Source organism: Paenibacillus sp. FSL H8-0283 (genome assembly GCF_045040675.1).
Taxonomy (GTDB): Bacteria; Bacillota; Bacilli; order Paenibacillales; family Paenibacillaceae; genus Paenibacillus; species Paenibacillus amylolyticus.
Map to the genome: position 1 here is coordinate 3,407,961 of NZ_CP150295.1, position 24,496 is coordinate 3,432,456.

General features: G+C 44.0%; 18 protein-coding genes. 15 read left to right on the plus strand and 3 right to left on the minus strand.

Annotation, left to right across the window (positions count from 1 at the left end):
* Positions 1-14: 14 nt before the first annotated feature.
* A complete protein-coding gene (locus MHI52_RS15340; RefSeq protein WP_282321419.1) occupies positions 15-869 on the minus strand; it encodes an AraC family transcriptional regulator in 855 nt (284 codons plus the stop codon).
* 159 nt (positions 870-1,028) lie between these two features.
* Between MHI52_RS15340 and MHI52_RS15345 the strand changes: the two genes are divergently transcribed.
* The 8 genes from MHI52_RS15345 to MHI52_RS15380 all read left to right on the plus strand — a co-directional run bounded on the left by MHI52_RS15345 (position 1,029) and on the right by MHI52_RS15380 (position 14,481).
* On the plus strand, positions 1,029-3,011 hold the full coding sequence (locus MHI52_RS15345; RefSeq protein WP_405159323.1) for a hypothetical protein: 1,983 nt from the start codon (positions 1,029-1,031) through the stop codon (positions 3,009-3,011).
* A gap of 101 nt (positions 3,012-3,112) precedes the next feature.
* Complete coding sequence (locus tag MHI52_RS15350; RefSeq protein WP_315371750.1) at positions 3,113-4,699, plus strand: response regulator; 1,587 nt, start codon at positions 3,113-3,115, stop codon at positions 4,697-4,699.
* Positions 4,681-6,420, plus strand: coding sequence for a sensor histidine kinase (locus MHI52_RS15355; RefSeq protein ID WP_127548552.1), 1,740 nt, complete (start codon positions 4,681-4,683; stop codon positions 6,418-6,420). Before MHI52_RS15350 ends, MHI52_RS15355 begins: the two co-directional genes overlap by 19 nt.
* Positions 6,421-6,541: 121 nt before the next feature.
* Positions 6,542-8,203 carry an ABC transporter substrate-binding protein gene (locus MHI52_RS15360; RefSeq protein WP_282321415.1) on the plus strand — a complete coding sequence of 554 codons (1,662 nt, stop codon included), beginning with the start codon at positions 6,542-6,544 and terminating at the stop codon, positions 8,201-8,203.
* A gap of 42 nt (positions 8,204-8,245) precedes the next feature.
* On the plus strand, positions 8,246-9,922 hold the full coding sequence (locus tag MHI52_RS15365) for an ABC transporter substrate-binding protein (protein WP_036671156.1): 1,677 nt from the start codon (positions 8,246-8,248) through the stop codon (positions 9,920-9,922).
* Between the two features lie 321 nt (positions 9,923-10,243).
* Positions 10,244-11,185, plus strand: a complete 942-nt coding sequence (locus MHI52_RS15370) for a sugar ABC transporter permease (protein ID WP_047844314.1) — start codon at positions 10,244-10,246, stop codon at positions 11,183-11,185.
* 15 nt (positions 11,186-11,200) lie between these two features.
* On the plus strand, positions 11,201-12,121 hold the full coding sequence (locus MHI52_RS15375) for a carbohydrate ABC transporter permease (RefSeq protein WP_036615816.1): 921 nt from the start codon (positions 11,201-11,203) through the stop codon (positions 12,119-12,121).
* Between the two features lie 98 nt (positions 12,122-12,219).
* Complete coding sequence (locus MHI52_RS15380; RefSeq protein WP_405159324.1) at positions 12,220-14,481, plus strand: glycoside hydrolase family 3 N-terminal domain-containing protein; 2,262 nt, start codon at positions 12,220-12,222, stop codon at positions 14,479-14,481.
* 90 nt (positions 14,482-14,571) lie between these two features.
* Here MHI52_RS15380 and MHI52_RS15385 read toward each other — a convergent pair whose 3' ends face one another.
* Together MHI52_RS15385 and MHI52_RS15390 are read right to left on the minus strand one after the other, a co-directional pair.
* Positions 14,572-15,216 carry a TetR family transcriptional regulator gene (locus MHI52_RS15385; protein ID WP_353882912.1) on the minus strand — a complete coding sequence of 215 codons (645 nt, stop codon included), beginning with the start codon at positions 15,214-15,216 and terminating at the stop codon, positions 14,572-14,574.
* On the minus strand, positions 15,209-16,411 hold the full coding sequence (locus MHI52_RS15390; protein WP_036671164.1) for a tetracycline resistance MFS efflux pump: 1,203 nt from the start codon (positions 16,409-16,411) through the stop codon (positions 15,209-15,211). Before MHI52_RS15390 ends, MHI52_RS15385 begins: the two co-directional genes overlap by 8 nt.
* A 137-nt stretch (positions 16,412-16,548) precedes the next feature.
* On the opposite strand from MHI52_RS15390, the gene MHI52_RS15395 reads away from it, so the two are divergent.
* The 7 genes from MHI52_RS15395 to MHI52_RS15425 all read left to right on the plus strand — a co-directional run bounded on the left by MHI52_RS15395 (position 16,549) and on the right by MHI52_RS15425 (position 24,476).
* Entirely contained in the window at positions 16,549-16,968 is a 420-nt protein-coding gene (locus MHI52_RS15395; protein WP_405159325.1) for a DUF3237 domain-containing protein, read from the plus strand.
* Between the two features lie 240 nt (positions 16,969-17,208).
* Complete coding sequence (locus tag MHI52_RS15400; RefSeq protein ID WP_405159326.1) at positions 17,209-18,789, plus strand: histidine-type phosphatase; 1,581 nt, start codon at positions 17,209-17,211, stop codon at positions 18,787-18,789.
* A 185-nt stretch (positions 18,790-18,974) separates the two neighbouring features.
* Positions 18,975-19,466, plus strand: coding sequence for an RNA polymerase sigma factor (locus MHI52_RS15405; RefSeq protein ID WP_282321409.1), 492 nt, complete (start codon positions 18,975-18,977; stop codon positions 19,464-19,466).
* Positions 19,466-20,440: a hypothetical protein gene (locus MHI52_RS15410; protein ID WP_405159327.1), complete on the plus strand. Its 975-nt coding sequence runs from the start codon at positions 19,466-19,468 to the stop codon at positions 20,438-20,440. The genes MHI52_RS15405 and MHI52_RS15410 overlap by 1 nt, the downstream gene beginning before the upstream one ends.
* 199 nt (positions 20,441-20,639) lie before the next feature.
* Positions 20,640-21,395: a carboxymuconolactone decarboxylase family protein gene (locus tag MHI52_RS15415; RefSeq protein ID WP_405159328.1), complete on the plus strand. Its 756-nt coding sequence runs from the start codon at positions 20,640-20,642 to the stop codon at positions 21,393-21,395.
* Positions 21,396-21,523: 128 nt separating this feature from the next.
* Positions 21,524-22,405, plus strand: a complete 882-nt coding sequence (locus MHI52_RS15420; RefSeq protein ID WP_036615799.1) for a LysR family transcriptional regulator — start codon at positions 21,524-21,526, stop codon at positions 22,403-22,405.
* A 178-nt stretch (positions 22,406-22,583) separates the two neighbouring features.
* Positions 22,584-24,476, plus strand: coding sequence for a beta-glucoside-specific PTS transporter subunit IIABC (locus MHI52_RS15425; protein WP_405159329.1), 1,893 nt, complete (start codon positions 22,584-22,586; stop codon positions 24,474-24,476).
* The last annotated feature ends 20 nt before the right edge of the window (positions 24,477-24,496 follow it).

Sequence of the window (24,496 nt, forward strand, 5' to 3'; positions counted from 1 at the left end):
GCTCAATGCCATGTTTAAAGAAGACTTCCATATTTAACAAATTTACCAGGTGAAGTGCCGACCTGCTTGGTGAAGCTGCGAATAAAATTGGCATAATCTCCAAAACCGGATTGATAACAGGCCTCTGTAATACTTAAACCTTCGATTAAATAAGATTTCGACAGCTCTATACGGCGACTAAGAATGTATGCTCGAATCGTGAGTCCGGTATGTTTTTTGAATTGTCGACTAATATAGCTGCTATTCGTGAACATAGCCTCTGACAATTGTTTGAGCGTCAGTTGCCTCGTCAGATTACATTCAATGTAATCCATCGTGTTTCGAACTAGTTCAGGCATAATATCCATTGCAACAAAATCCGTATTTTGAAAAGTTAGATTCGTTAGAAGCAGTAGCTGTGTAATCAAAATATTCCCCAGAATATCCGCTCCATAGTCACTTGATGAGAGACACTGTTCAAGTTCGCCAGCTAATTGTAGCACTCGTTGAAGTTCGTCCTCTTCAAGATGTACGATATTACCCTTACCCTTGGGACGGTAGTCGAAACATGCGGATAAGTTGGTGCTTGAAGTAGACAAGCGGTTCAGATATGACTTTTTCAGATTTATGGTGATTCTCTCATATTCGTTTTTGTCCAAGGCAAAGGAACGGTGCATCTCCTCCGGGTTAAGAACGAGCAGATCTCCACGTTGCAAATGGTAACAACGGTTCTCAATATAGAAGTTTACATTGCCACGAAGAAATAAGTAGAGTTCGTATGCATTATGTCGATGATAAAACGTTCCCATATTATACGTGGTGGTGGTGCGATGAAGGTACAACAGCTCATTCTGGATTGGATCAAACAGGTATTCTGAAGTCTCATTCATATCAGATATATGACCTCCTTGTCGTTTCGCGCAATAAATATAGCCGTTTGTGCAATGAAATTGCAGACGTGAACCTATAAAATGTAACCATCCTAGCATGATAGATACATAATTGCAAGCGTTTCCACTCAGGTGTGTACAACGCGATTGGAGGAAAAGATGGATCTGATTTTCACGGCTAGAAGTAGAGTGCAGGACAACGTAGAGTACACGGCATTGGACAAGCATGAACTTAAAGCTGACGTAAAAGTAATAAGCGGGAACGGTAGTGCAGAAGACCCGTGGCAAGCCGACATTCAGATTTACAACGAGGGACAGAATGCCTGGACAGGAGTTGTTCATGTGGAAATGCCGTTGGACAAAAAGAATCCGAGATTTTTTTTGCCTGCATTTATGTATGGCCGCAACCGGGGCGAAGCGCCTCAGAATGTTCCAAATGAGTTCCCCAGGCTAAGGGAGGGCAGTCCTTCTCGTCCTTCATCACCCTGGTGGATGGTAAGAAGTGATCGTCTGTCTCATCCAGCTGCATTTATCTATGATGAAGGTCGGATTGTTGGTCTAAGTGCAAGTCCCTACTGGATCAATACAGGAAGCCAGAAGCAGCAATGGTATCCAGAAATAGAAGGAAACTTTGTGCAATATGGGGGATTCACATGTTCTATTGAAAAGGGTACGGTCGGATATACGCTGGGATATGAGAATGCTCCGTTGTTATTTATCAAATCCAGACTTGTCCATGAGCGAGCTGCCCTTGGAGAAAACTGTTTTGAACTTGCGGCAGGTGAATCGGTCGGGCTCACACTTGAACTATATAACTACGAGTCTGAATCAGAACTGGGCATCAATCCAGCACTGGAAACAATCTATAAAAGGTATCACGAAAAACCAAGAGAAGGAAGTGACATTCAGACAACGGTAATGGATTTGTCCAATGCCATCTATGAACATGCCTGGCTTACGGAGGATCGTCATTATTCCACATTTGTATATGAAGATGCTGCTAAAACCGGTGGCTACCGATACAACAAAATTATCTCAATCAGTTGGACAAATGGTATGACCATAGCTGCACCAATGCTTATGGCCGCACTGCGCCTGAATAATGAGCCCATGCGACAGCAGGCGTTATCCTGTATTACCAATATTATCGAGAATGCCATGAATCCCGAATCCGGACTTCCGTATGACGCTTATCAGGATGGGATCTGGAGTGTTAAAGGCTGGTGGTTCGACGGCATGCGTACCCCAGGACATTCCTCTTACCTTGTAGCTCAAGCGATGTTCTACATTCTGAAAAGTTACGATTATGAGAAGCGCATTCGAAATGTGAGTCATGATGATTGGCTTGCTTACGTCAAGCAAGTACTTGATCGTCTGGAGTGCACGAAGAATACGGATGGAGAATATCCCACCATTTTGTCAGAGCGAACCGGAGCAGGTCTTGAATATGATGCCTTTAGTGGGGTCTGGTGTCTTGCTGCCAAGGCATATTACTGTTGGTTAACCCATGATGAATCTTCTCTGGATGAGCTCAGACGCAGTGAAGCCCACTATTACAACACCTATGTGCAACACATGGAATGTTACGGCGCTCCGCTGGATGCGGACAAGGCAGTTGATTCGGAAGGTATTCTGGCTTACATCAAAGCTGTTCGGTTTCTGCACGCGTTGACCGGTGACGAGCTATATCTAGATCACATGAGAGATGCGATCAGTTATGAATTCAGCTTCAAATTTTGTTACAACTCACCTATTAAGATTCCTCCACTCAGTACATTAGGCTGGTCCAGTTCCGGGGGAAGTGTTACTTCAGTAGCTAATCCGCATATTCACCCCATGTCCAGCAATCTAGTGGATGAGCTGTTGTATTATGTTGGACAGCGGGAAGAGAATTATGTTCGTCAACGTATGATGGACACCATCGGGTGGGGTTGTCAGACCTATAATCGTTATGATCAAGAATTCGGCTATGGCAAAAAAGGATGGATGTCTGAACGCTTCTGTCATTCGGAAGGACTGGTCACTGAAAAATATGCGGATGGTACGCCAGCCAGCACCTGGTTTTGCCTGATGCCATGGGCTAGTGGATCGATCATTGAAGGCCTCGTTGGCGACTATTGGGATTATGCACGACATGAATGAATGTATTATGCAATAACTACAACAGTCACCATACTAGATTCCGCCGATAGGGAGACACGCTACCGGCGGTTTATTTTCGTTGGAGGAAAGGGGACACACGGATGTTAAAAGTATTACTGGTAGATGACGAGATGTATATACGAAAGGGGCTGTATGAACTCATAAATTGGATGGATCTTAATATGGAGATTATCGGAGAGGCAGAGAACGGTGTAGAGGCATTAAATCTGATTGAAAGCCTGCAACCAGACGTGATTATTACAGATATCCGTATGCCAATCCTGGATGGACTGGAACTGATACGTGCCGTAGAGAAAATACCACATCTGGAACCTGTGTTCATTATCATCAGTGGTTATCATGACTTCAAATATGCACAGCAGGCAATCAGGTACGGTGTTCATGACTATATCCTGAAGCCTATTGATGATGAAGAACTGACGGCGACGTTGCAGAAGTCAGCTAATCTGATTTGCAATAAAAGAAAACATATTCTTTGGACTGAGGGACAGGCCAGTAACATCATGCTGGAGGATGTGATCAAAGGCCATGTACAGAAGGAGGATGAACATCGATATGCCGAGATGCTTGGCATCAATCGTAACTCCAGTCTGCTCATAACTTTGATTGAACTTCAGACCGGATTAGATGCAATTAAAATTACGATTGAACAGCTACGTGAAGCAGTACATTCTCTGGAGAGTAATTTATGTAAAATGTTCATCAGTGAGCAACAACGCGGCACGTTTGCTTTATTACTGTTGTGGCCTGATCATCATCAAGGAGACTCGGCGTTACAGGATAACCTGCATAATATTCATATAACACTGAGCAAAAGGTTCAACCTGGATATCGGTCTTTACGCAGGAACACTCGTCAAAGAAATTGGTGATGTCACACAATCCCTTATGGCGGCTGAAGAAGCAGCCAAGCATAAATATGCTGAAACTGGTGGTGTCGTACGTTATACGGAAATCAAGGACAAACCACTGTTTGTTTTCAATGTATACCAGGACGAGGTGGATCAATTAATTCTGAGCCTGGAAGAGGGGAATAGGTCAGCTTACCACAAGATTGTAGAAGAGAAATTCAAATTGTTTCATATGAATCGATTTTCTTCTCAGGCTGTATCGGGTTCTCTTTTGCGTTATATAACGGGTATTCTCGCTGTGGTCCACGAAATGGGTGGTAATGATGAAGGGTTGCAACAACTGAAGGAGCTGGCACAACAAAGTCATGAAGGTTGGAATTTACGACTATTGAAAGATGCTTTTCTCATCGCGCTGGAGGAAGCCGAGGATTATGTCTCTCATCTGCGGATGGAACGATCCAAAGGGGATATCAGCAAGATCAAACGATATATTGATGCAAATTATACCGAGAACATCAATCTCAAAAGCATTGCTGCGCTCTTCTATATGAATCCCGTTTATCTTGGGCGATTATTCCGCAAAAGCTACAATCAATATTTCAATGACTATCTGCTCAACCTGCGGATTCATGAAGCGAAGAAGTTATTGCGCCAGACGGATCTGAGAATGTACGAGGTTGCTGCACGTGTAGGATTTCAGAATGCGGATTATTTTGTAACCCAGTTTGAGAAACTGGTTAAGTTATCGCCTACAGAGTATCGCAATCTCCTTATGGGAAATGAGCAGCGAGGTGCACAATGCCAAGATGGAACCTGAATTACATGAAGCTTCGAGATAAGCTACTGCTTATGTATGTCTTATCTGTATTTATTCCCATCGTTGTTACCAATGTGGTGTTTTACAATGTCACATCCGCCAATATTCGTAGTCAGAAAACTCGTGATGCAGGCATGGCCTTGAACAATCTGAAGAACGACCTGCGAGTAACCATTGATCAGGGCGTCGGCCTCTCTTATTCGTTATATACTGACCCTGTATTCAATGACACCATCTCCCGTTCATTTCAAAGTCATTTTGAGTATATTGACGCTTATAATTCCTATCTAAAAGGGCAATTCTCCGGTCAAATGAATCAGGGAATTCGCTGGTATCAAGTGTATACCGATAATTCTACCATTTTATCTTCCGGTTATATTGATCGTTTAACTGACGATGTCCGCAACTCGGACTGGTACGTTCAATTTCAGGCATACTCCGCCCCTTATCCGGCATTGATCTCATCGGATCAGATGTTAAGTCTGGTTCAAAGGCTCGACAATCTGGACACTGGGGGGAGAGAGCAGTTACTTAAAATTGACCTGAATATGGATATGATCAAGCAGTATTTCCACAACAGCGGATTTGATGGAAAAGTGTATCTTCTTGATCCGGGGGGACACATCCAATTTTCAAATGATCCTACAGCAGAAGAAGCTCAGATAGGGAAACGTTACAGCGAGATCCAGTTTCCGAACAAAATGATTCCCTTTGAACTTACGTATACAGGTATTAACTATCTGGAAGGGTGGTCCCTGCATGGAGTGATGGATGAAGAAATTGTGTTGAAGGAGGTGCGGAAGTCCCGTTCTTTCGTCGTATGGCTGGCTTGCATTAATTTTGTCCTGCCTTCTATTATCATCGCGGCGATGTCCAGATCCATCCATGTCAGGCTGGTGCGTATTCTAAAACATATGAAAAAAGTAAAAACACAGAATTTCCAGACGATTCCGCCTGAAGATGCAAGAGATGAAATAGGTCAACTCACGATGGAATTTAATCGAATGACCGAGACGATCCATAACCTGATTCATGAGGTATATCTCGCCGACATCCAAAAGAAAGACCTGGAGTTGAAGCAGCAGGAAGCACAACTTCATGCGCTCCATAGTCAGATCAACCCACATTTTTTGTTTAATACGCTGGAGTCGGTACGTATGCGAAGCCTCATCAAAGGTGAGAAAGAGACTGCCAAAATCGTGCATAATATGGCCAAGATGTTCCGCAAGTCGATTAGTTGGAATCAGAATGATGTGACAGTGAAGGAAGAATTGGAACTCATCGAGAGTTTTTTGCAAATTCAAAAATACCGCTTTGGAGAAAAACTCCAATATACCATTGAGGCAGATCCTGCGGTACTGATGTACCGAATCCCCAAGATGGTTATCCTTCCCTTTGTTGAGAATGCAAGTATTCATGGAATTGAGTCATCTCCGGGAGTAGGCATCATTCAACTCTTCGTTTCAATGGAAAATGACCAGCTCCATATCAGACTAACGGATAACGGTATAGGGATGTCACAAGCAAAATTGGAAGAGTTGTTAAGTTACCTGGATCAAAACACCGATATGGGAGAGCATGTTGGCATGAAAAATGCGTATAGTCGCTTAAAACTTTGTTATAAAAATGACTTTACATTCGACATCCAGACATGGGAAGGAGAAGGTACGCATATCCAAATTAAGCTCCCACTTGATCCATCAGCCATGCCAGGCGACTAAATACGAGGGATATACTTTTCAAAGTAGGAGGTACACTTTCATGGGTAACTTTGAAAGCGCTATCTTGATATATTGAGAAGGCTTAAAGACACAAACAATACTTTAAGGGGGCATTTGCTACATGTTTAGAAAAAAAAACATTATAACAGGTCTGGCCATTTTACTGGCTGTAACCCTGGCAGGTTGTAATAAAGCCAGCCCGGAAGCCTCTTATCCTGACAGTAATGACAACACCCCGGTCACCTTTAAATATTTCACGTTTGGCGGTGGCAAGAAGGACATTCTGGCAAGCAGCACGACCATTGGCAAGAAGCTACAGGAGCAAACAGGCGTTGACTGGAAGATGGAATATCTGGTGGGCGACGGTGCAACCAAGGCAGGTGTAATGATTGCGAGTGGGGATTACCCCGACATCATCGACTCCAGTGGTGAAATGGCCAAATTGATGGATGCAGGTTCTTTTATCCCGCTGGATGAACTGATCGATCAATACGGGCCTAACATCAAGCGGGTATACGGGTCTTATATGGACAAATTCAGACAGGAGGATGGAAAGATATACTTCTTGCCATACACTGCCAACATCGGTTATGTGTCAGAGCCTAATTTTCAGACCGGCTTTTATATTCAGCGTGCTGTGTTAAAAGAGTTTAACTATCCCAAGATCAAAACGCTGGACGAATATTTTGACTTGATTGAGCAATACAAGCAAAAGCATCCGCAGATCGATGGAAAAGAAACCATCGGCTTCGCCACACTTGCTGGTGAATCGGGCAGCTTTTTCACCCTGCTAAATCCGGCTATGCATCTGGCAGGTTATCCAAACGATGGCAGTGTGATGGTGGATATGCAGAGTCATGAAGCCAAACTGGTAGCCGGATCTGATTATCAGAAACAATGGATTCAGAAGCTGAACGAGGTTAACGCACAGGGGATGTTTGATCCAGAATCCTTCACAATGAACCAGGATCAGTATCTCGCCAAGTTGACGTCCGGTCGGGTGCTGGGATATTTCAGTTACTCCTGGCAAGTTGGAGATGCAACGAACAACCTCAAGAAGGCTGGTATTGACGATAAACGATACGTATCTCTCCCGATCGTATTTGATGACAGTGTCAAAGACCAGTATGTGGACCCGCCAGGTTTTGTGAACAACTACGGTGTGGGAATTACCGTAAATGCTAAAGATCCCGTGCGAATTATTAAATATTTTGATAATTTGCTCAAGGAAGAAAACCAGATTCTGGTTCAATGGGGTGTTGAGAACGAGACGTATAGTGTGAATGATGAGGGTCGCTTTTACTTTGAAAATGATGACCAACGCAAGGCACATGAAGATCCAGAATTAAGTCGTAAATTCGGCTTTGACTATTTTAATTACAGCTGGCCTCGTTACGGGAATAACTCCGTGCTGGAGGATGGCAACGCCTATGGACCGGGCAACCAACCAGAAGTGGCTACCTTTAGTTACACGGACGGTGACAAGCTGTTGTTAGAGAAATATGGTGTGGAGACATTCACAGAACTATTCAGCACACCGGATGAGCGTCCTTGGTCTCCTGCTTGGTCTATTGCACTGGAGCAGGGCTCTCCTGAACAGATTTTTATCACCAAGGCAGAAGACCTCCAGAAGAAATATTTACCCAAAATGATTATGGATTCGCCTTCCACTTTCGAGAACACATGGAATGAATATATGAGTCAATTGAATCAACTCGACAAGAAAACATACGAAGCTACGATAACACAGGCAGTTAAGGATCGTGTAGCTGGCAAATGGTGAGTGTAATCCACGAGAGAAAACACGGAACGGGGGAATATTCACATGTTAAAACCAAAATTTAGAACAGCGGGTTTAGCTGTATTACTAACAGCTTTGCTGGCTGGGTGCAGTCAGAACAGTTCGTCATCAGCGCCTTCAGCCACAGGTGATGATGAGAACAGTCCAGTCACGTTCTCGTATTACATGTTCTCTCCAGGCAAGAAGGATGTTCTGGCAAGCGAAACAACCATCGGTAAAGCGTTGCAAGAGCAGACGGGTGTGGACTGGAAGATGGAATATCTGGTAGGTGATAGTGCTACAAAAGCCGGTGTCATGATTGCCAGTGGAGACTATCCTGATGTCATTAGCTCCAGTGGTGAGATGTCCAAGTTACTGGATGCCGGTGCCTATATTCCGCTGGATGATCTGATTGAGGAATACGGTCCTAATATCAAAAGGGTGTATGGACCATATTTCGATAAAATGAAAAATGCCGAAGATGGAAAAATCTATGCCCTGCCTTATACGGCTAATCAGGGTGAGTATTCAGGTAGCCCAAATGTGGGCGGAGGAGCTTTCTGGATTCAACGATCTGTGCTCAAAGAGTTTGATTATCCCAAGATCACTACACTGGATGAATATTTTGATCTAATTCAGGATTATAAGGAAAAACATCCAACTGTCGACGGTGCAGAGACAATCGGATTTGTGTCACTTGCGGGTGTGGCTAATAACTTCTTCACACTGCAAAATCCAGCGATGCATCTTGCCGGTTATCCGAACGATGGCAGTGTCATGGTCGACATGACTACCCATGAGGCAAAAGTTGTCGCCGGAACAGATGCCCAGAAAAAATGGATTCAGAAGTTGAATGAAATCAATGCTCAAGGCATGCTTGATCCGGAATCCTTTACGATGAACAAAGACCAGTACTTGGCCAAGCTGACTTCGGGTCGTGTGTTAGGATACTTCAATTATGGCTGGCAGATTGGGGATGCATCGAAAAACTTGCTCTCTGCAGGCATTGATGAGAAGCGCTACGCTCCACTTCCGATTGTGTTTGATGAAGGAATCAAGGATCAGTATGTGGATCCTCCCGGCTTTGTCAACAACTATGCAACAGGTATCTCGGTGAATGCCAAAGACCCTGTTCGTATCATCAAATATTTTGATAATTTGCTGAAGGAAGAGAATCAGGTTCTGGTGCAATGGGGAATCAAGGATGAGACGTACAGTGTGGATGAAAAGGGTCGATTCTATTATGCAAATGAAGATCAACGCAAGGCTCATGATGATCTGGAGCTCAGCCGTAAATTCGGGTTCACCTACTTTGGGACAGACTGGCCGAAATATGGCGGTGAATCTACACTAACCGATGGTAACGCTTATAGCCCTGGCAACCAGCCGGAAGTGGCCGCGGCATCTTACACCGAGGGAGATAAGAAATTCCTTGAAGCCTACGGTATCCAAACCTTTAGTGAATTGTTTAATAAACCGGAAGAGCGGCCATGGTTCCCCGCATGGTCCATCGCCCTTGAGCAAGGATCACCTGAACAGATCTTCACCACCAAATCGGATGATCTGCAACGTAAATACTTACCGGAAATGATCTTGGGAGCACCATCGAATTTTGATAAGCTGTGGGATGCCTACATGGCTGAATTGAACAAATTGGACAAAGCTGGTTATGAAGCGACCATTACCAAAGTTGTGAAGGATCGTGTTGCAGGAAAATGGTAATACGAACACTTTAAGTGCGTGTTCAATAAGACCGGTTTTCAGTACCAAGAAGATGGGATGAAGCTAGAAATGGAGTAGCGGAGCGTAGGGAAAACTACGTGAGCAACGGACATTTCGGCTGAATTCCATATTCGATGCTGATGATGCCGCAAGGCGTCTTTCGTAATCAAAAGCGGACTTTTTGAACAACCTCTTTAAAACAAACTGTTACATGCGCAGGAGAAGATGACAGAGCATAAACTCCGGCTTCTCCTCGCATGAATAACAGCACAGGAAAGGAGCAGGTTCACCGTGGAGAAACCTAATGTCTCCCTTAACTCGATGCCTCCAGCCTCGAGTCCGAAGGGAACCAGAGCACACTCGTTCTTTAAGCGACTTGTGCAGCAACGAACGCTTGCCTGGATGTGTATTCCTTTTGTCATCTGGGCTTTTATCTTCAAGTACCTGCCGTTATGGGGATGGACCATGGCTTTTCAGAATTTCAAACCGGCAAGGTCCTTCTCGGATCAGCAATGGGTAGGTTGGCAACATTTTAGTACGTTATTTGAAGACAATACCTTCTACCGGGTGCTGCGAAATACACTCGTTATGAGTTCCATTAAACTGGTGTTGGGATTTGTGACAGCAATTACGCTGGCTCTCTTGTTGAATGAGCTGAAAAATGTCATATTTAAACGTTTTGTGCAAACCGTCAGTTATCTGCCTCACTTTATCTCGTGGGTTGTTGCTTCCAGCATTGTATTAACAGTCCTGTCACCAGACGGAATTATCAATCTGCTGCTGATGAAGCTTCACCTGATTGACAGTCCGGTACTATGGATGGGGAAAGGAGAATACTTCTGGGGTATTCTGGGGGCAACTGAGGTCTGGAAAGATGTCGGTTGGAACACCATTATCTATCTGGCAGCAATTACGGCAATTGATCCGGCGCAATATGAGGCTGCCGAGATTGATGGAGCCAGTCGCTTCAAACGGATGTTATATATCACCCTGCCTGGCTTGAAACCGGTTATTGTGATCTTGTTGATCATGAACATGGGAAGTATTCTTGAATCCGGATTCGAACCGCAATATCTGCTGGGTAACGGGATGAATATGGACTATTCGGAGAATCTGGACATCTTTGTACTGAAATATGGATTAGGGATGGGGAACTTTTCCTTAGGTACAGCAGCTGGCATATTCAAAACGGTGGTCAGCTTCATCTTCCTTTTCTCAGCGAACTATATAGCGAAAAAAATGGGAGAGAGCAGACTATTCTAAAAGGAGGCCTATGCCATGCGAAAAGGAAACACATCCCGCTTGCGGAATAGCAGCACCGGGGATCGAGCGTTTGACACTTTTAACATCATCTTCATGGTATGTCTGATGATTGTGACGATCTATCCCTTTGTTAATATGATTGCCGTATCTTTCAATAATGCAAATGATGCCATTCGGGGTGGAATATATCTATGGCCTCGTGTATGGACACTGGACAACTACAAATACATTTTTGGCGAATCCGATATTTATCACGCAACTCTGATCTCGGCGCTGCGTACGATCATTGGAACCGTGGTGTCCGTCTTCTGTACAGCCATGCTCGCGTATACGGTTAGTCGTCAGGAATTTGTGCTTCGCAAGTTTGTTACGATGTTTTTTGTATTCACCATGTATTTCAGCGGGGGGTTGATCCCCGGTTATCTGCTGATTCGAGACCTTGGATTGATCGGTTCCTTCTGGGTATATATCATTCCGGGTGTAATCGGTGTCTTCAATATGATCGTCATCCGTTCATTTATTGAGGGTCTTCCTGAAGGCATTCTGGAGTCAGCCCGTATTGACGGGGCAGGGGAGTTCACGACATTTATCCGCGTTGTCCTGCCGCTAACGATTCCCGCAATGGCAACCGTATCACTCTTTGTAGCTGTGGGACAATGGAATTCCTGGTTCGATGTATTCCTGTACAACTCTTCCAATAAAGAATTAAGCACGTTGCAATATGAGTTGATGAAGATTCTGCAAACTTCAACGACCTCAGCGACTTCATCAGCAAGTGATGCTTATCAGTCTGCCGAAAGCAATGCAACGGCGGTCACACCAACCTCGATTCGAGCGACCATGACCATTATTGCAAGTGTTCCTATTCTGATGGTGTACCCGTTCTTACAGAAATACTTTGTCCAGGGTATGACGATTGGCGGTGTAAAGGGTTAGTCATGACCTGAATATAATTTCATTGAACTTATGAAAACGCAACAAACTATACCGTAGTAACGTCTATTCATCCATAGAATACAACAGGAGTGAAACAAATGCATGTAAAATGGATGACGATTATTGGTGCCGTTGTTGGCTCTATGCTTATAGGGGTGGGAACGGCAGCTGCGGAAGAAACGTTTGTTGATCTAAAGTATTCAAAGTGGGCAGAGGATGGCATCACGTATATGGCGAAACGGGGAACAGTAGCCGGATACGGCAATGGGATCTTCAAGCCAGAGGCACTTGTGACAAGGGCACAAGCTGTCACTTTTATGGTGCGCGAGCTCTATTCAGATCAGCTTCAAAGAGCAGTGGAAGGCACAACTTATTCCGATGTTCCAACTACACATCCTTTCCATCGAGAAATCATGATAGCTGCTAAAAATGGACTTGCAAGTGGTTTTCCTAACGGAACTTTCCGTCCGGATGCACCACTTAGCCGCGCAGAGACTGCGGCCTTCCTTACACGGGCATATGCACTCGTGGAAGGTAAGAACGCCGCAAAATGGACAGACACGGACAGGCATTGGGCAGCAACACCCATTCTTATTATGAGTTCAAACGGCTTGGTCGGCGGTTATTCAGATGCCACCTTCCGTCCGAATCAAGCTGTCACGCGTGCTGAATATGCCGTATTTATGGCGAGAGTAATTCGCTTCGAACGTGAAGCGGCCATTCGGACACAAGATTGGGACAAACTGATATCCTATATGACGGTAAGCGAGCAAGTTGGTCAGATGCTTATGCCCGACATTAGGCAATGGAATGGTAAAGCGACAACGACCGTTAATGAGGGGCTGAAACGCACGATCCATGATCAGGACTTGGGCGGACTTATTCTTTTTGACAAAAATATTGTAGACGTGACGCAGCTTACAACGTTCACACATGATATACAAAGAGAAGCAGGTGACATTCCTCTATTTCTTAGCATCGACCAAGAAGGAGGCGTTATTAAGCGAATACCAGGCGGTACGAACCTGCCAGGTCAGATGGCGCTTGGTGCAACTGGAGATGCAAGACTAGCCGAAGCAGCTGGTCAGCTGACAGGAGAGGAGCTGAAGGCACTGGGATTGCAGATCAATTTTGCGCCAGTGCTGGACATCAACAGCAATCCAGATAACCCCATCATTGGTATACGGTCGTTTGGCTCGAAGGCGGACTTGGTAACACGGCTTGGTCTGGCAACGATAAAAGGGCTACAGCAATCAGGGGTGATGGCGGCAGTTAAGCATTTTCCGGGACATGGAGATACAACGGTAGATTCCCATCTTGGTATGCCTGTGCTTGCCCATAACCGAGAACGGCTTGATGCGGTAGAATTAAAACCGTTTCGGGCTACAATCAAAAATGGTGTAGAGATGATTATGACCGCGCATATTGCTTTCCCTGCCATAGACAACGAACATGTCACTTCGCTCAAAGACGGTGAACGTGTGCCGATTCCTGCCACCTTATCGAAAAAGGTACTGACAGGACTGCTTCGCGGAGAGCTTGGATACGAAGGTCTCATCGTGTCGGATGCCTTTACCATGAATGCAATTGCAGAGCATTTTGGGGAGAATCAATCGGTAGAACGCGCCGTTTCCGCAGGTGTTGATATCATCCTTATGCCAAAAGATTCAGCAGCGGCCCATCAAACGCTGGTGAACGCGGTGAACAAAGGAACGATCAAGGATGAAACCATACATGCATCTGTGAAACGAATCTTGGAGATGAAAGCGAAATATGGTTTATTTGAACGCAGTCAAACCCTCGCGCAAAAGCTAACTCAGCTTAACGGTATCATCGGATCGAAGGCGCACCGAGCAGTGGAGCAGACAATCGCAGAGCGGGCGGTCACTGTACTCAGTAGTCACGAAGGCGTGCTTCCTGATCTAATCAAGCAAGGCGACCGGGTTGTTATTGTCGCAGCTGAGCAGGAACAGGCGAAACAGCTTGAGAAGCAACTGTTGCAAGCCGCTAATAATCTGTCGTTAAAAACTGAAATATCACTTGTTGGACAAGGCAACATGAATGAAACGCTCCAGGCGATTGGCAAAGCCAATTATGTCATTCTTGCTTCTTACCAATTCCGCAATGTGGCCAGCCAGTTCGGTTGGAGTGAGTATCAAACCTTGATTAATGCGATGAACAAGAGTAATCAGCGATACACGCTGTTGTCTCTCGGTAACCCTTACGAAACGATCTATTTGCAGAACGTGCGCTCAGGAATTGCTGTGTATGGAAAGCAGGAGCCAAATACGTCTGCCGGGATCAAAGTATTGCTTGGTCAACTGAAAGCTGGAGGACAATTACCCGTACTAACGGATTAACGCTTAATTAATGAAGAAAAAACGGATTCCAGCATACGGAATCCGTTTTTTATTTCAAATTTTTGTTTTATCAATCCAGCTACCATGCCATCACTCGGGTATTTCTTCGCTACAAACAAAATGGAGCAGCATCTTCACAAATTGCTCCGTCATCCGCATATCCAATGAATTATCATGAGCAGCACGAATAGTTACCATGCGCTGGAGCATGCCCATCATCGTTGTGAAGATAAACTGAGCCAGATCCAGCGGAGGGGACGGATTCTTAATACTGCCGTCAACAACACCTTGGGATAAAGCGTCCATCAGGAAATGATTTTCTTTCCCGTTCTGGTTGAACTTATCATACTCTTCTCTTAATTCAGGGCTAAAATCATACATCTCATAGTTGATATCAAACAATTGAATAAACCGGATGTAGTCTGGATGATTCTCGGCATAAACAACCCATGCATTCAACATAACCGTGAGTTGTTCCCGGCCGTTCAAGTCCTTCGTTGAAGCACGGCTAACCTCATCCGTTAAATGTTCGATCAGTTGCATCTGAATGGCTAGAAGAAGTTCATCCATAGACTGGAAATGTTTATAAAAGGTCACTCTGCTAAGTTCAGCTTTCGTACATACATCCTTAATCTTCACCTGGAGCAATCCATATTTCAAAAAAAGCTCCTTACCTGCTGCAATCAAATCATCACGATGTTTATTTCCCAATTGTTGATGCCAGTTTTCATTCACTTGTATACAATTGTCCTTTCTTCGAACGAAATGCGTTCAAGGTCAGTCCGAGAGAAGCGAGTAGCATAATTGCACCAAAAATATACGGGAAGTTTATGTTTTTGTCAAACAATAGTCCTGCGATCAGCGGCCCAATCACCGTGCCGAGACTGGAAAATGTAGTATTCAGACCCGATGCATAACCTTGCCGATCTCCTGCATTTTTGGATATTAACGTGCTGACCGAAGGTCGTAAAAACGAATTAAAGGCAAAGAATAACGCAGAAGCGAACAACAGAAACACAAGGTTTACCTTAATTAACATTAACAATAAAGCTATGGGTGTGATTATTAAAGATAGACGGATCAACTTAACTTCACCGATTCTCTGTACGAACCAATCCAAAAGCCAGATCTGCACAACGATACCGATAATCGCGCCCAAGGTAATAATGATGGAGATTGTCGCAGCGTCGAACCCGTATTTTTGCTCTGCAAAAAGAGCGAATACCGTCTCATAACTCATGAGACCAAAGGTCATGACAAGCAACACTATCAAGTATTTGAAATAGGGGACTTTAAAAGAACTCCAGATTTTCTTGCCCAAGTGATCTCCTTTTTGAAGACGGATGGAGACCGTTCTTTTCTCCGGGGGAAGTGTCTCAGGCAATAGCAGCGTCATCAGGGCCGCAATCAGTCCCAGACCCGCTGCGAAGAAATAGGGCATGCGAATGCCCATCTCGGCGATGAGACCGCCCAGACCAGGTCCGAGAACCATTCCCAAGTTCATAGCTGCGCCGAAATAGCCCATGCCTTTTGCACGTGTCTCTGGCGTTGTAATATCGGCGACATATGCGAGGTTGGCAGGAACCATTAAACCAAGACTGATTCCACCGATAAACCGTGCGACATAGAGGAACGGCAATGAAGTCGACAGCGCAAATATGATATCTGAAATGACAGACAGAAACATACCCGCAATGATCAACTTTTTGCGTCCAAATCGATCAGACAGTTGTCCCCCGAGAGGTGAAAAGAAGAATTGAGCAGCACCGAAGGCTGCAACTAAAAATCCTGCTACTGTGCCTCCCGCATGAAAAAGCTTCAAATACTCCGGCAATATGGGGATAAGCATCCCTTGCCCCAATAAAGCGATAAACAGATTTAACATCAGAATGAACAGTGGAAAACGAACTGATTTTGGTAATGTACTCATGTACGTCATTAACCCCTTCATTTACAACTTGTTAACCTTTACATTGTGTAAACCATTTTAAATGATTTAAAGGAAATATGTAAATCTTTTTTTTAGTGAGTAGAGTTATAATTGAATTCATATGGAGGTGGGAACACGTGAAATTAGAGGAATTGTTTACGGTACATGTGAACATTGAGAAATCATTTGATTTACAGAATAGCGAAGATGATTCGGTTGTCATGATTACTTTTACAGGCAGCGTAACCGGAAAGTACTTTGAGGGAATTGTGCTGGGTGGAGGAGTGGATACGCAGATCATCGGGAAGAATGGTGGTCCGCATACGCTATCGGCAAGATACATGCTCCAAGGAACCGACAACGCAGGCCATTCCTGCAAAATTTATATCGAAAATAACGGAAATATTGATAAAACGCTGAAAACTGCTTTATTTCGTACTTCCCCCAAAATGATTACAGACAGCAAAGCCTTATCCTTCTTGAACCGTGAGGCACTTATTGGAGAAGGTCATCCGACGGAGTCAGGGATAGATATAAAAATATATAGGGCGCTATGATAGTGCGAGACATGTGATAACTATTTTGTTCATGTGTCTCGGAGCAAGATAGCCGGTTATGCAGATCGAGAGTCGCTAAGGAGCGGCTCTTTTTGTCGTATGAGACTTTACGTCAATATTTATATGTACTCTTTTACAATGAATTAACATAGGATGGATACGGCGCAGACACTTCACACCTATAGTATGATGAGCGAAAATAAACCCATATCAGGCGGAATAAGGAGAAAATTATTCATTATGATGATCAAAAAAATCGGGATTTCAGTAGCATCACTCGCCATCTTAACGTCCGTAAGTGTGTTTGACGTCTATGGTGCAGGCTCCAAACGCATGATCGAAGTTTCTGAACAATCGGCTAATGTGGTTGTGAAGGGACAAAGGGTGGAAGGCGAATCATTTCTCTACAATGGGGTTACTTATATACCTGCAAGAGCGATTGGTAAAGCCTTGGGGCAAGAGGTAGACTGGGATAACAACACCCAATCGGTATTTGTTGGAGCTAAAATTAACGATCAGCAGGGATACCGCGGTACCAAAACGCCATATCCTTTTAAGGAAACAAGTTACACAAAAGCTCCTATTGGATATGAACCCATATTTATTAACTACATAGGGAGACATGGTTCCAGACATCTATCCAGTTCCAAGTACGACAAGACGTTATTTGAACTGCTCGACATCGCTGAAAAGGACGGGCAGATCACTAATCTGGGCAAAGAGCTGAAGAAGGAAATTGGCAATCTGATGAAGGTTGAAAAAGATCATTATGGATTGTTATCCACTACGGGTGGAGAAGAACTGAAAGCAATAGGGGCCAGAGTTGGGCAGAATTTCAAAGAACTCTTTACATCGGATAAAAAAGTGATTGCACAAGCAACCTTCAAAGATCGAACGCCGCAGAGCAGAGATCAGTTTATTGACGGGTTAAAGGAAAGCTTGGGAGATAACAAGGTAGACATTCTGGCTTCAGCTTTTGAAGAAGGGAAAGACCCCTATCTACGGCCCTACGACCTAGCGACAAAGTATAATGAGTACGTAGAAGATGGAGACTGGGTTAAGTTATACGAGGATTATGTCACACAGAACACTGGAACGCGTTATGCAAAAGAGGTCCTTCTGCAATTTTTCTCTGATGACTTCTATCAACGGCTGAACGCTGGAGAGTTTGAACTGAAAGATGAGAAGGGAAAAGTGAAGCTCAGCAACCCAACCGAGGCTGCTTCTAATTTATACGAACTCTACATCATATCTTCGAATATTAAAGGAGAAGGTGACTTCGAATTCGGGCGGTATTTCACGGCTAATCAGTTGAAATGGTACGAGAGCATTGACAATATCAATGATTTCTATGAAAAAGGTCCATCTTTAACGTCAACGGATCTGCCGCAGAATATCATTGCACCTCTGGTCAAAGAGTTGATCGTGTCTACCGACCAGTCCATTCAGCAGAAAGACACGGCTGGTATATTTCGTTTTGCTCACGCAGAAACCATCATTCCACTATCTTCATTCCTGGATATCGCCGGAGCTAATGTGAGTATCGACAAACCGCAGGACGTGACCCAAAACTGGAATGGCTCGGTTATCTCACCAATGGGAGCAAATATTCAATGGATTCTTTATTCCAATGGTAAGGATGTTCTCGTGAAAATGCTTAGAAATGAAGAAGAGATCGCGTTCCCGATTGAAACAAAGACCTATCCGTACTATAAATGGGAAGATGTAAAAGCATATTACCAAAACAAACTGCAGAAGGTAGGCGTAAGCTTGGACAGCAGTTTGGAAGACAACATTGAGCTTTTACAGAAGAAATTCTAATCGGTGAAACGATATGCATTTTATATGAAAATAAAGACGAAGATGAAGAAAGCAACTCCTCTCCATGGGGCTGCTTTCTTTTTTTGCATTTTGAATGAAATGGACCAGTAAAAAAATGCTAAAACAAAATGTGACCAAATGCCGTCCGTAAGAGTGTTAGAGGTATAAAGGAGGGCATAACAACCATGCAGCGATCAGTGCCCCAGCTGGGCGATCATGTGATGAAAGTTTATGAGACATACGCGGATACGCTGTTCCGGATTGCCATGGTGCACCTCGGCAGACGAGAAGACGCGGAGGAAGCCACTCAGGATACCTTCATCAAACTAATAGAAAAAGCCCCTACGTTCAACGATGCGGAGCATCAAAAAGCATGGTTGATTCGGGTCATCACCAATCATTGCAAATCCTTATTAGGCAGAGGCTGGCGCAAACGGGAGGTCAAGCTGGAGGGAGTCGATCCTCTTACAACAGACAACCCTGAAGATCACGCGCTGATCGAACTTGTGCTGTCACTGCCCGTCAAGTATAGATCGGTGGTTCATCTGTATTATTACGAAGATTATCCGATCCGAGAAATCAGCGAGATCCTGGAGATTAGCGAATCAGCAGTGAAAATGAGATTGAAACGAGGAAGACAGCTGTTAAAACTGGAGCTGGAAGGAGAGGGACTGTAATGAACGAAGAACAATTCAAACAAAACTACAAGAAAGCGGTGGATCATATGAAAACAAACGAGCAAATGAAAAAACGGGTAGAGCAATCCTTAAACACGCAACATCAGGGACCAAAACGTCAACGTAAACCACTATACATTGCAGCAAGTGTTGTTATCGCTGCCAGCATTGGATTGGCTGCGCCAAGTGTATGGCAACAATTCAATGGACCAGCCGCACCAACACCACAGGTGGCAGCGGTGACTCCAGGCGCGTCGTTTGACCCGATCGTGATTCCGAAGATGGAGTTGCCGAGTTCACAGGGCAAAGGCGCGATGGCTGATATGATGCAACTGGTTGTATATGGAGGAAACGTATATACGCAGTCCCCAACATTGCTTGAAGGCGCAAATGCACTCAACCTGCGGGGTGAGAAGCTTGGCACTACAACTGGTGGCATCAATGAACTGAGCGGCCAGGATAAATATACGGAGCTTGCTTCCAACATTGGCGAAGCAGACATCTATGCGGTCAATGGCTATGACAAGGACTTCCGCATCATGTCCTACACCGAGATCGATGGTCAGGTGTATGCTCAGTTATTCGACAAGAACAACGGGATCACCATTGGTACTGGTGCCGACCTGATCGGCAAGCTTCATATCGAAGGCAACATCGCCTCGGCGCAATGGGAGACGTTCGACAGCTGGAACAACGGATTGCAGCAACTTCAACCGTTAGCAGCGGATGAAGCACTGGACAGCTTTATCTCATCGCTAAATGCTGCCAAACCGATCGCAACGAGCCCGGAGTTGGAAGAGAACCTCTACGGCAAGGAAGATCGCAAGATCATCTATCTCACGCTGGAAGACAAAACGCAGGTCCCACTGGTTCTGTTTGGTGAAGAAGGTCTGGTTCGTTATGGTAATGTTCCGGCATTCCTGGAAGTGGAGAAAGGCGCGTTCCAATCATTCTGGGACAGCTTGGGCGAGTAAGGCGAAGACAGTAATATGGCTACACCAAGAAGAGCGAACAGGGCACGCAAGTGCTTTGTTCGCTTTTCTTCATCAACAAACAATCATTTGATAGGATTAGGCAATAAAATGATATGAATAGGATATGGATTCTTTCCTCTTTCAATGTAAAATGGGTACACCTAGTTTTAACTAAAAAGAAACAGGAGGTTAGATGAATATGAATCGAATCGAAAAGAGCCAGGAAACATATAAAAGACTATTCGGCGAGGGAGTTCCAGCGGCATATGCTGCACATCCTGAATTTCAGGACATATTGAGTCACTTCATATTTGGTGAAATTTTCGATCAAGGTGCCCTTGACGATAAGCAACGAGAGCTTATTACTTTGGTAGTACTGGCTACTAATCAAACGTTGCCACAGCTCAAAGCACATACTCGTGCAGCGCTAAATGTTGGGTTGACTCCAACGGAGATCCAAGAAGCAATCTATCAATGCGCACCTTATTTGGGATTCCCCAAAACCTTAAATGCCATATCGGAAATGAATGAAGTGTTCAAAGAGCGAAATGTTGCACTGCCTCTTGAAAGTCAGAAACGGGTTGAAGAAGATAATCGCTTTGACAAAGGACTTGGTATTCAAAAAGAGATTTTTGGCGATATTATTGAGAAAAACCGGGAAAATGCCCCGTCAAATCAGAAGCATATACAGGACTATCTTTCAGCATTTTGTTTTGGAGACTTCTATACCCGCGGAGGTCTGGATCTGAAAACACGAGAGCTCCTTACCCTTTGTATACTAAGTGCACTCGGAGGTGCGGATAGTCAAGTCAAAGCACACGTTCAGGGTAACATCAATGTTGGCAATTATAAAGAAACCATGATCACCGCTCTAACTCACTGCCTTCCCTACATGGGATTTCCTAGAACACTAAATGCTTTAGCCTGCGTTAATGAGATCATTCCAGAGAAATAATCTTCTTTATTTGAAACAACAGACAGTTGATTATCCCAATCAACTGTCTTCTTCTGGTTAACAGGAAGGTATAGTAAAGAAATGAATGATTCAGTAGACACTTAAATGAACGTAAATCAGGAGGAATTATGGAGTTAAGAGTACTTCGATATTTTTTGACAGTAGCTCGAGTAGAAAATATCACACATGCTGCAACGATCTTACATGTGACACAGCCAACGTTAAGCAGACAGTTGGCTGATCTGGAAAAAAATTTAGAAACTCAATTGTTTATACGCGGGAAAAGTAAAATAACACTTACAGATGCAGGCATGCTTCTACGTCAAAGAGCAGAAGAAATTCTCACACTTGCGGATAAAACAGAGAAAGAGTTTAAAGATCAAAACAACCTGGTTGGAGGAACCATATCGATCGGGAGTGTTGAATCATTAACGTCCAATGTTATTTTACAATTATTAAAAGACTTCAATATGGAGTATCCGCAGGTTAAATATCACATCTATAGTGGAACGGGGGATGACATAAAGGAGCGAATCGATAAAGGACTGCTCGATGTGGGCATTTTGTTAGAGCCCATTCACATTGAGAAATACGATTTCATCAGACTGCCCCAGAAGGAACGCTGGGGAGTCCTTATGAAGACCTCATCACCTCTTGCCCAGAAAGAATATGTCACTTCAACCGATTTAGCCGGAGTGCCTCTGCTCATATCCAGCCGATCTGTCGTACAGAATGAGATTGCAAGCTGGTTTGCCGATGAGTATGCACATTTAAACTTTGTTGCGACCTATAATTTAATATCTAACATACTTAACCTCGTAGAGGAGGGGTTAGGGACGGCCATCTGTATTGAGGGTGCGCTTGCAATGAAGCAGTCTGACACATTATGCTTCAGACCTTTTCAACCGGAACTTCAGTTTCCAACAGTGATTGTCTGGAAAAAACATAAGGTATTCAGTCAAACGGAGGTACGTTTTTTGGAACATATCAGGCATGCCTTTCAGGCATAATAAAGTATGAATTATAGGTATTGGCTATAGCTGTTTATCAGATGATATTTTAAAGGTGTAATGAATGCAGCCTTTATGTATTTCAGATAAATAGCTTTTTTTATTGCAAAGAGAAGTTATTTAGAGCGCTTTTGGTCTCATTCATTTAGATGGCAACAACAAGAGGGGGCATTATTGGATGAGCAAGAAATACGAGAAGTTGGCTCAAGATATTGTAGAGAAAGTGGGCGGTAGTGAGAATGTATCCACTCTGACTCACTGTATGACTAGGCTTAGATTTGCACTGAATGATACTAATAAAGCAGATCAAAAAGCGCTTAAATCGTTGGACGGTGTTATTGATGCGGTTGAGAGCGGCGGACAATTTCAAGTCGTCATCGGCACACATGTTGAAGACGTTTACAAAGAAGTGATCAAGCATCTTCAACCTAACGCGAGTTCATCGGGTGAACCAACTCAAGCTAGGAAAGTTAGTATTTTGGGGAAATTAATCGATTTCGTCTCGGGGACATTTAGTCCGATTGTTCCTGCTATAGCTGGGGCTGGTATGATCAAGGCATTACTCGCTCTACTTATTTTGTTCAACTGGATTTCAAAAGATTCCCAAACCTACTATGTCGTAAGTCTTATGTCAGATGCTATTTTCTACTTTTTACCATTCTTGTTGGCGTTTTCAGCTGCAAACAAACTAAAATGCAGTCCAGTCTTAGCACTCGTTTTAGCCGGTGTTTTACTCCATCCCAACTTGACACAATTGCGTTTGGATGGGACTGACGTAAGTGTTTTTGGAATCCCGCTAACTCTTGTATCGTATAGTTCTTCTGTAGTTCCAATTCTCTTAATAGTTTGGTCTCAATCATATATTGAATCGTTGTTTAAAAGGATCATTCCGAATGCAGTGAAAGTTATTTTTGTTCCCATGTGCACTATTTTAGTAACGGGAATTCTGGCCTTAACCGTATTGGGGCCGCTGGGGTCATTTTTCGGAACGTATTTAGCGATGGGCTTTGAATTCTTGGGCGCACATGGTAGCTGGCTGGTTATTTTCCTGGTTGCAACCTTCTGGCCAATACTGGTTATGTTTGGGCTGCACCATAATATTGTGCCTCTATCCATTGCTCAAATCACCACATCAGGTTATGAGAATATCCTCGGTCCTGGGGCGATGATCAATTGTATAGGTCAAGGTGTTGCAGCATTAGTTGTAGGGATGAGAACCAAGGATAAAGCATTAAAACAAATTTCAGCTTCCAGTGGGATCACCGCGTTGATGGGAATCACGGAACCAGCTCTTTATGGCGTAAACTTACCGAAGAGATACCCACTTGTCGCGGGTATGATTGGAGCTGCCAGTGGGGGACTATTTGCAGGGCTAATGGATGTTTCCCGTTACGCAACAGGCGCTTCAGGAATCCCGGCGATTCCTCTGTACATTGGTGAAAATATCTGGAATCTATATAACATTTTGATCGCACTTGTTATAACAACTGTCGTAACTGCTGTACTTACCTATTTGCTCAGTTTGAAATATGAAAAAGACGCACCTTCACAGAATAACACTGTTTCAAATGCGAACGAAGGGAGTGGGGTTGCGGATGAAGTCATTACAATTAAAGATTCTGTTATTGCAACTCCGCTTAAAGGTCAGCTTATTCAACTTCAGGATGTACAAGATGCAGCGTTTGCCTCAGAGGCAATGGGTAAAGGAATTGCTATTGAACCTAGCGAGGGGAAAGTCATTGCTCCATTTGATGGCATGATTGTGTCTCTATTTCCTAAGAAACATGCTATTGGACTATTATCCGATGAAGGAGTCGAAATTCTTATTCATGTCGGCTTAAATACGGTAAAGCTGAACGGAAAATATTTTGAAGCGTTCGTTGAAGAAGGTCAGAGAATTACAAAAGGGCAGACCTTGCTGACTTTTGATCTGGACAAAATCAGACAAGAAGGATATGTCACTCAAACGCCCGTTATTGTAACCAATTCGTATAGTTACTCGGATGTGATCGCAGAGACTAGTCCCCAAAATATTGATTTTAACAATACATTGTTGGTTGTCAAAGCTTAACAAAACTACAGGTTAGGAGT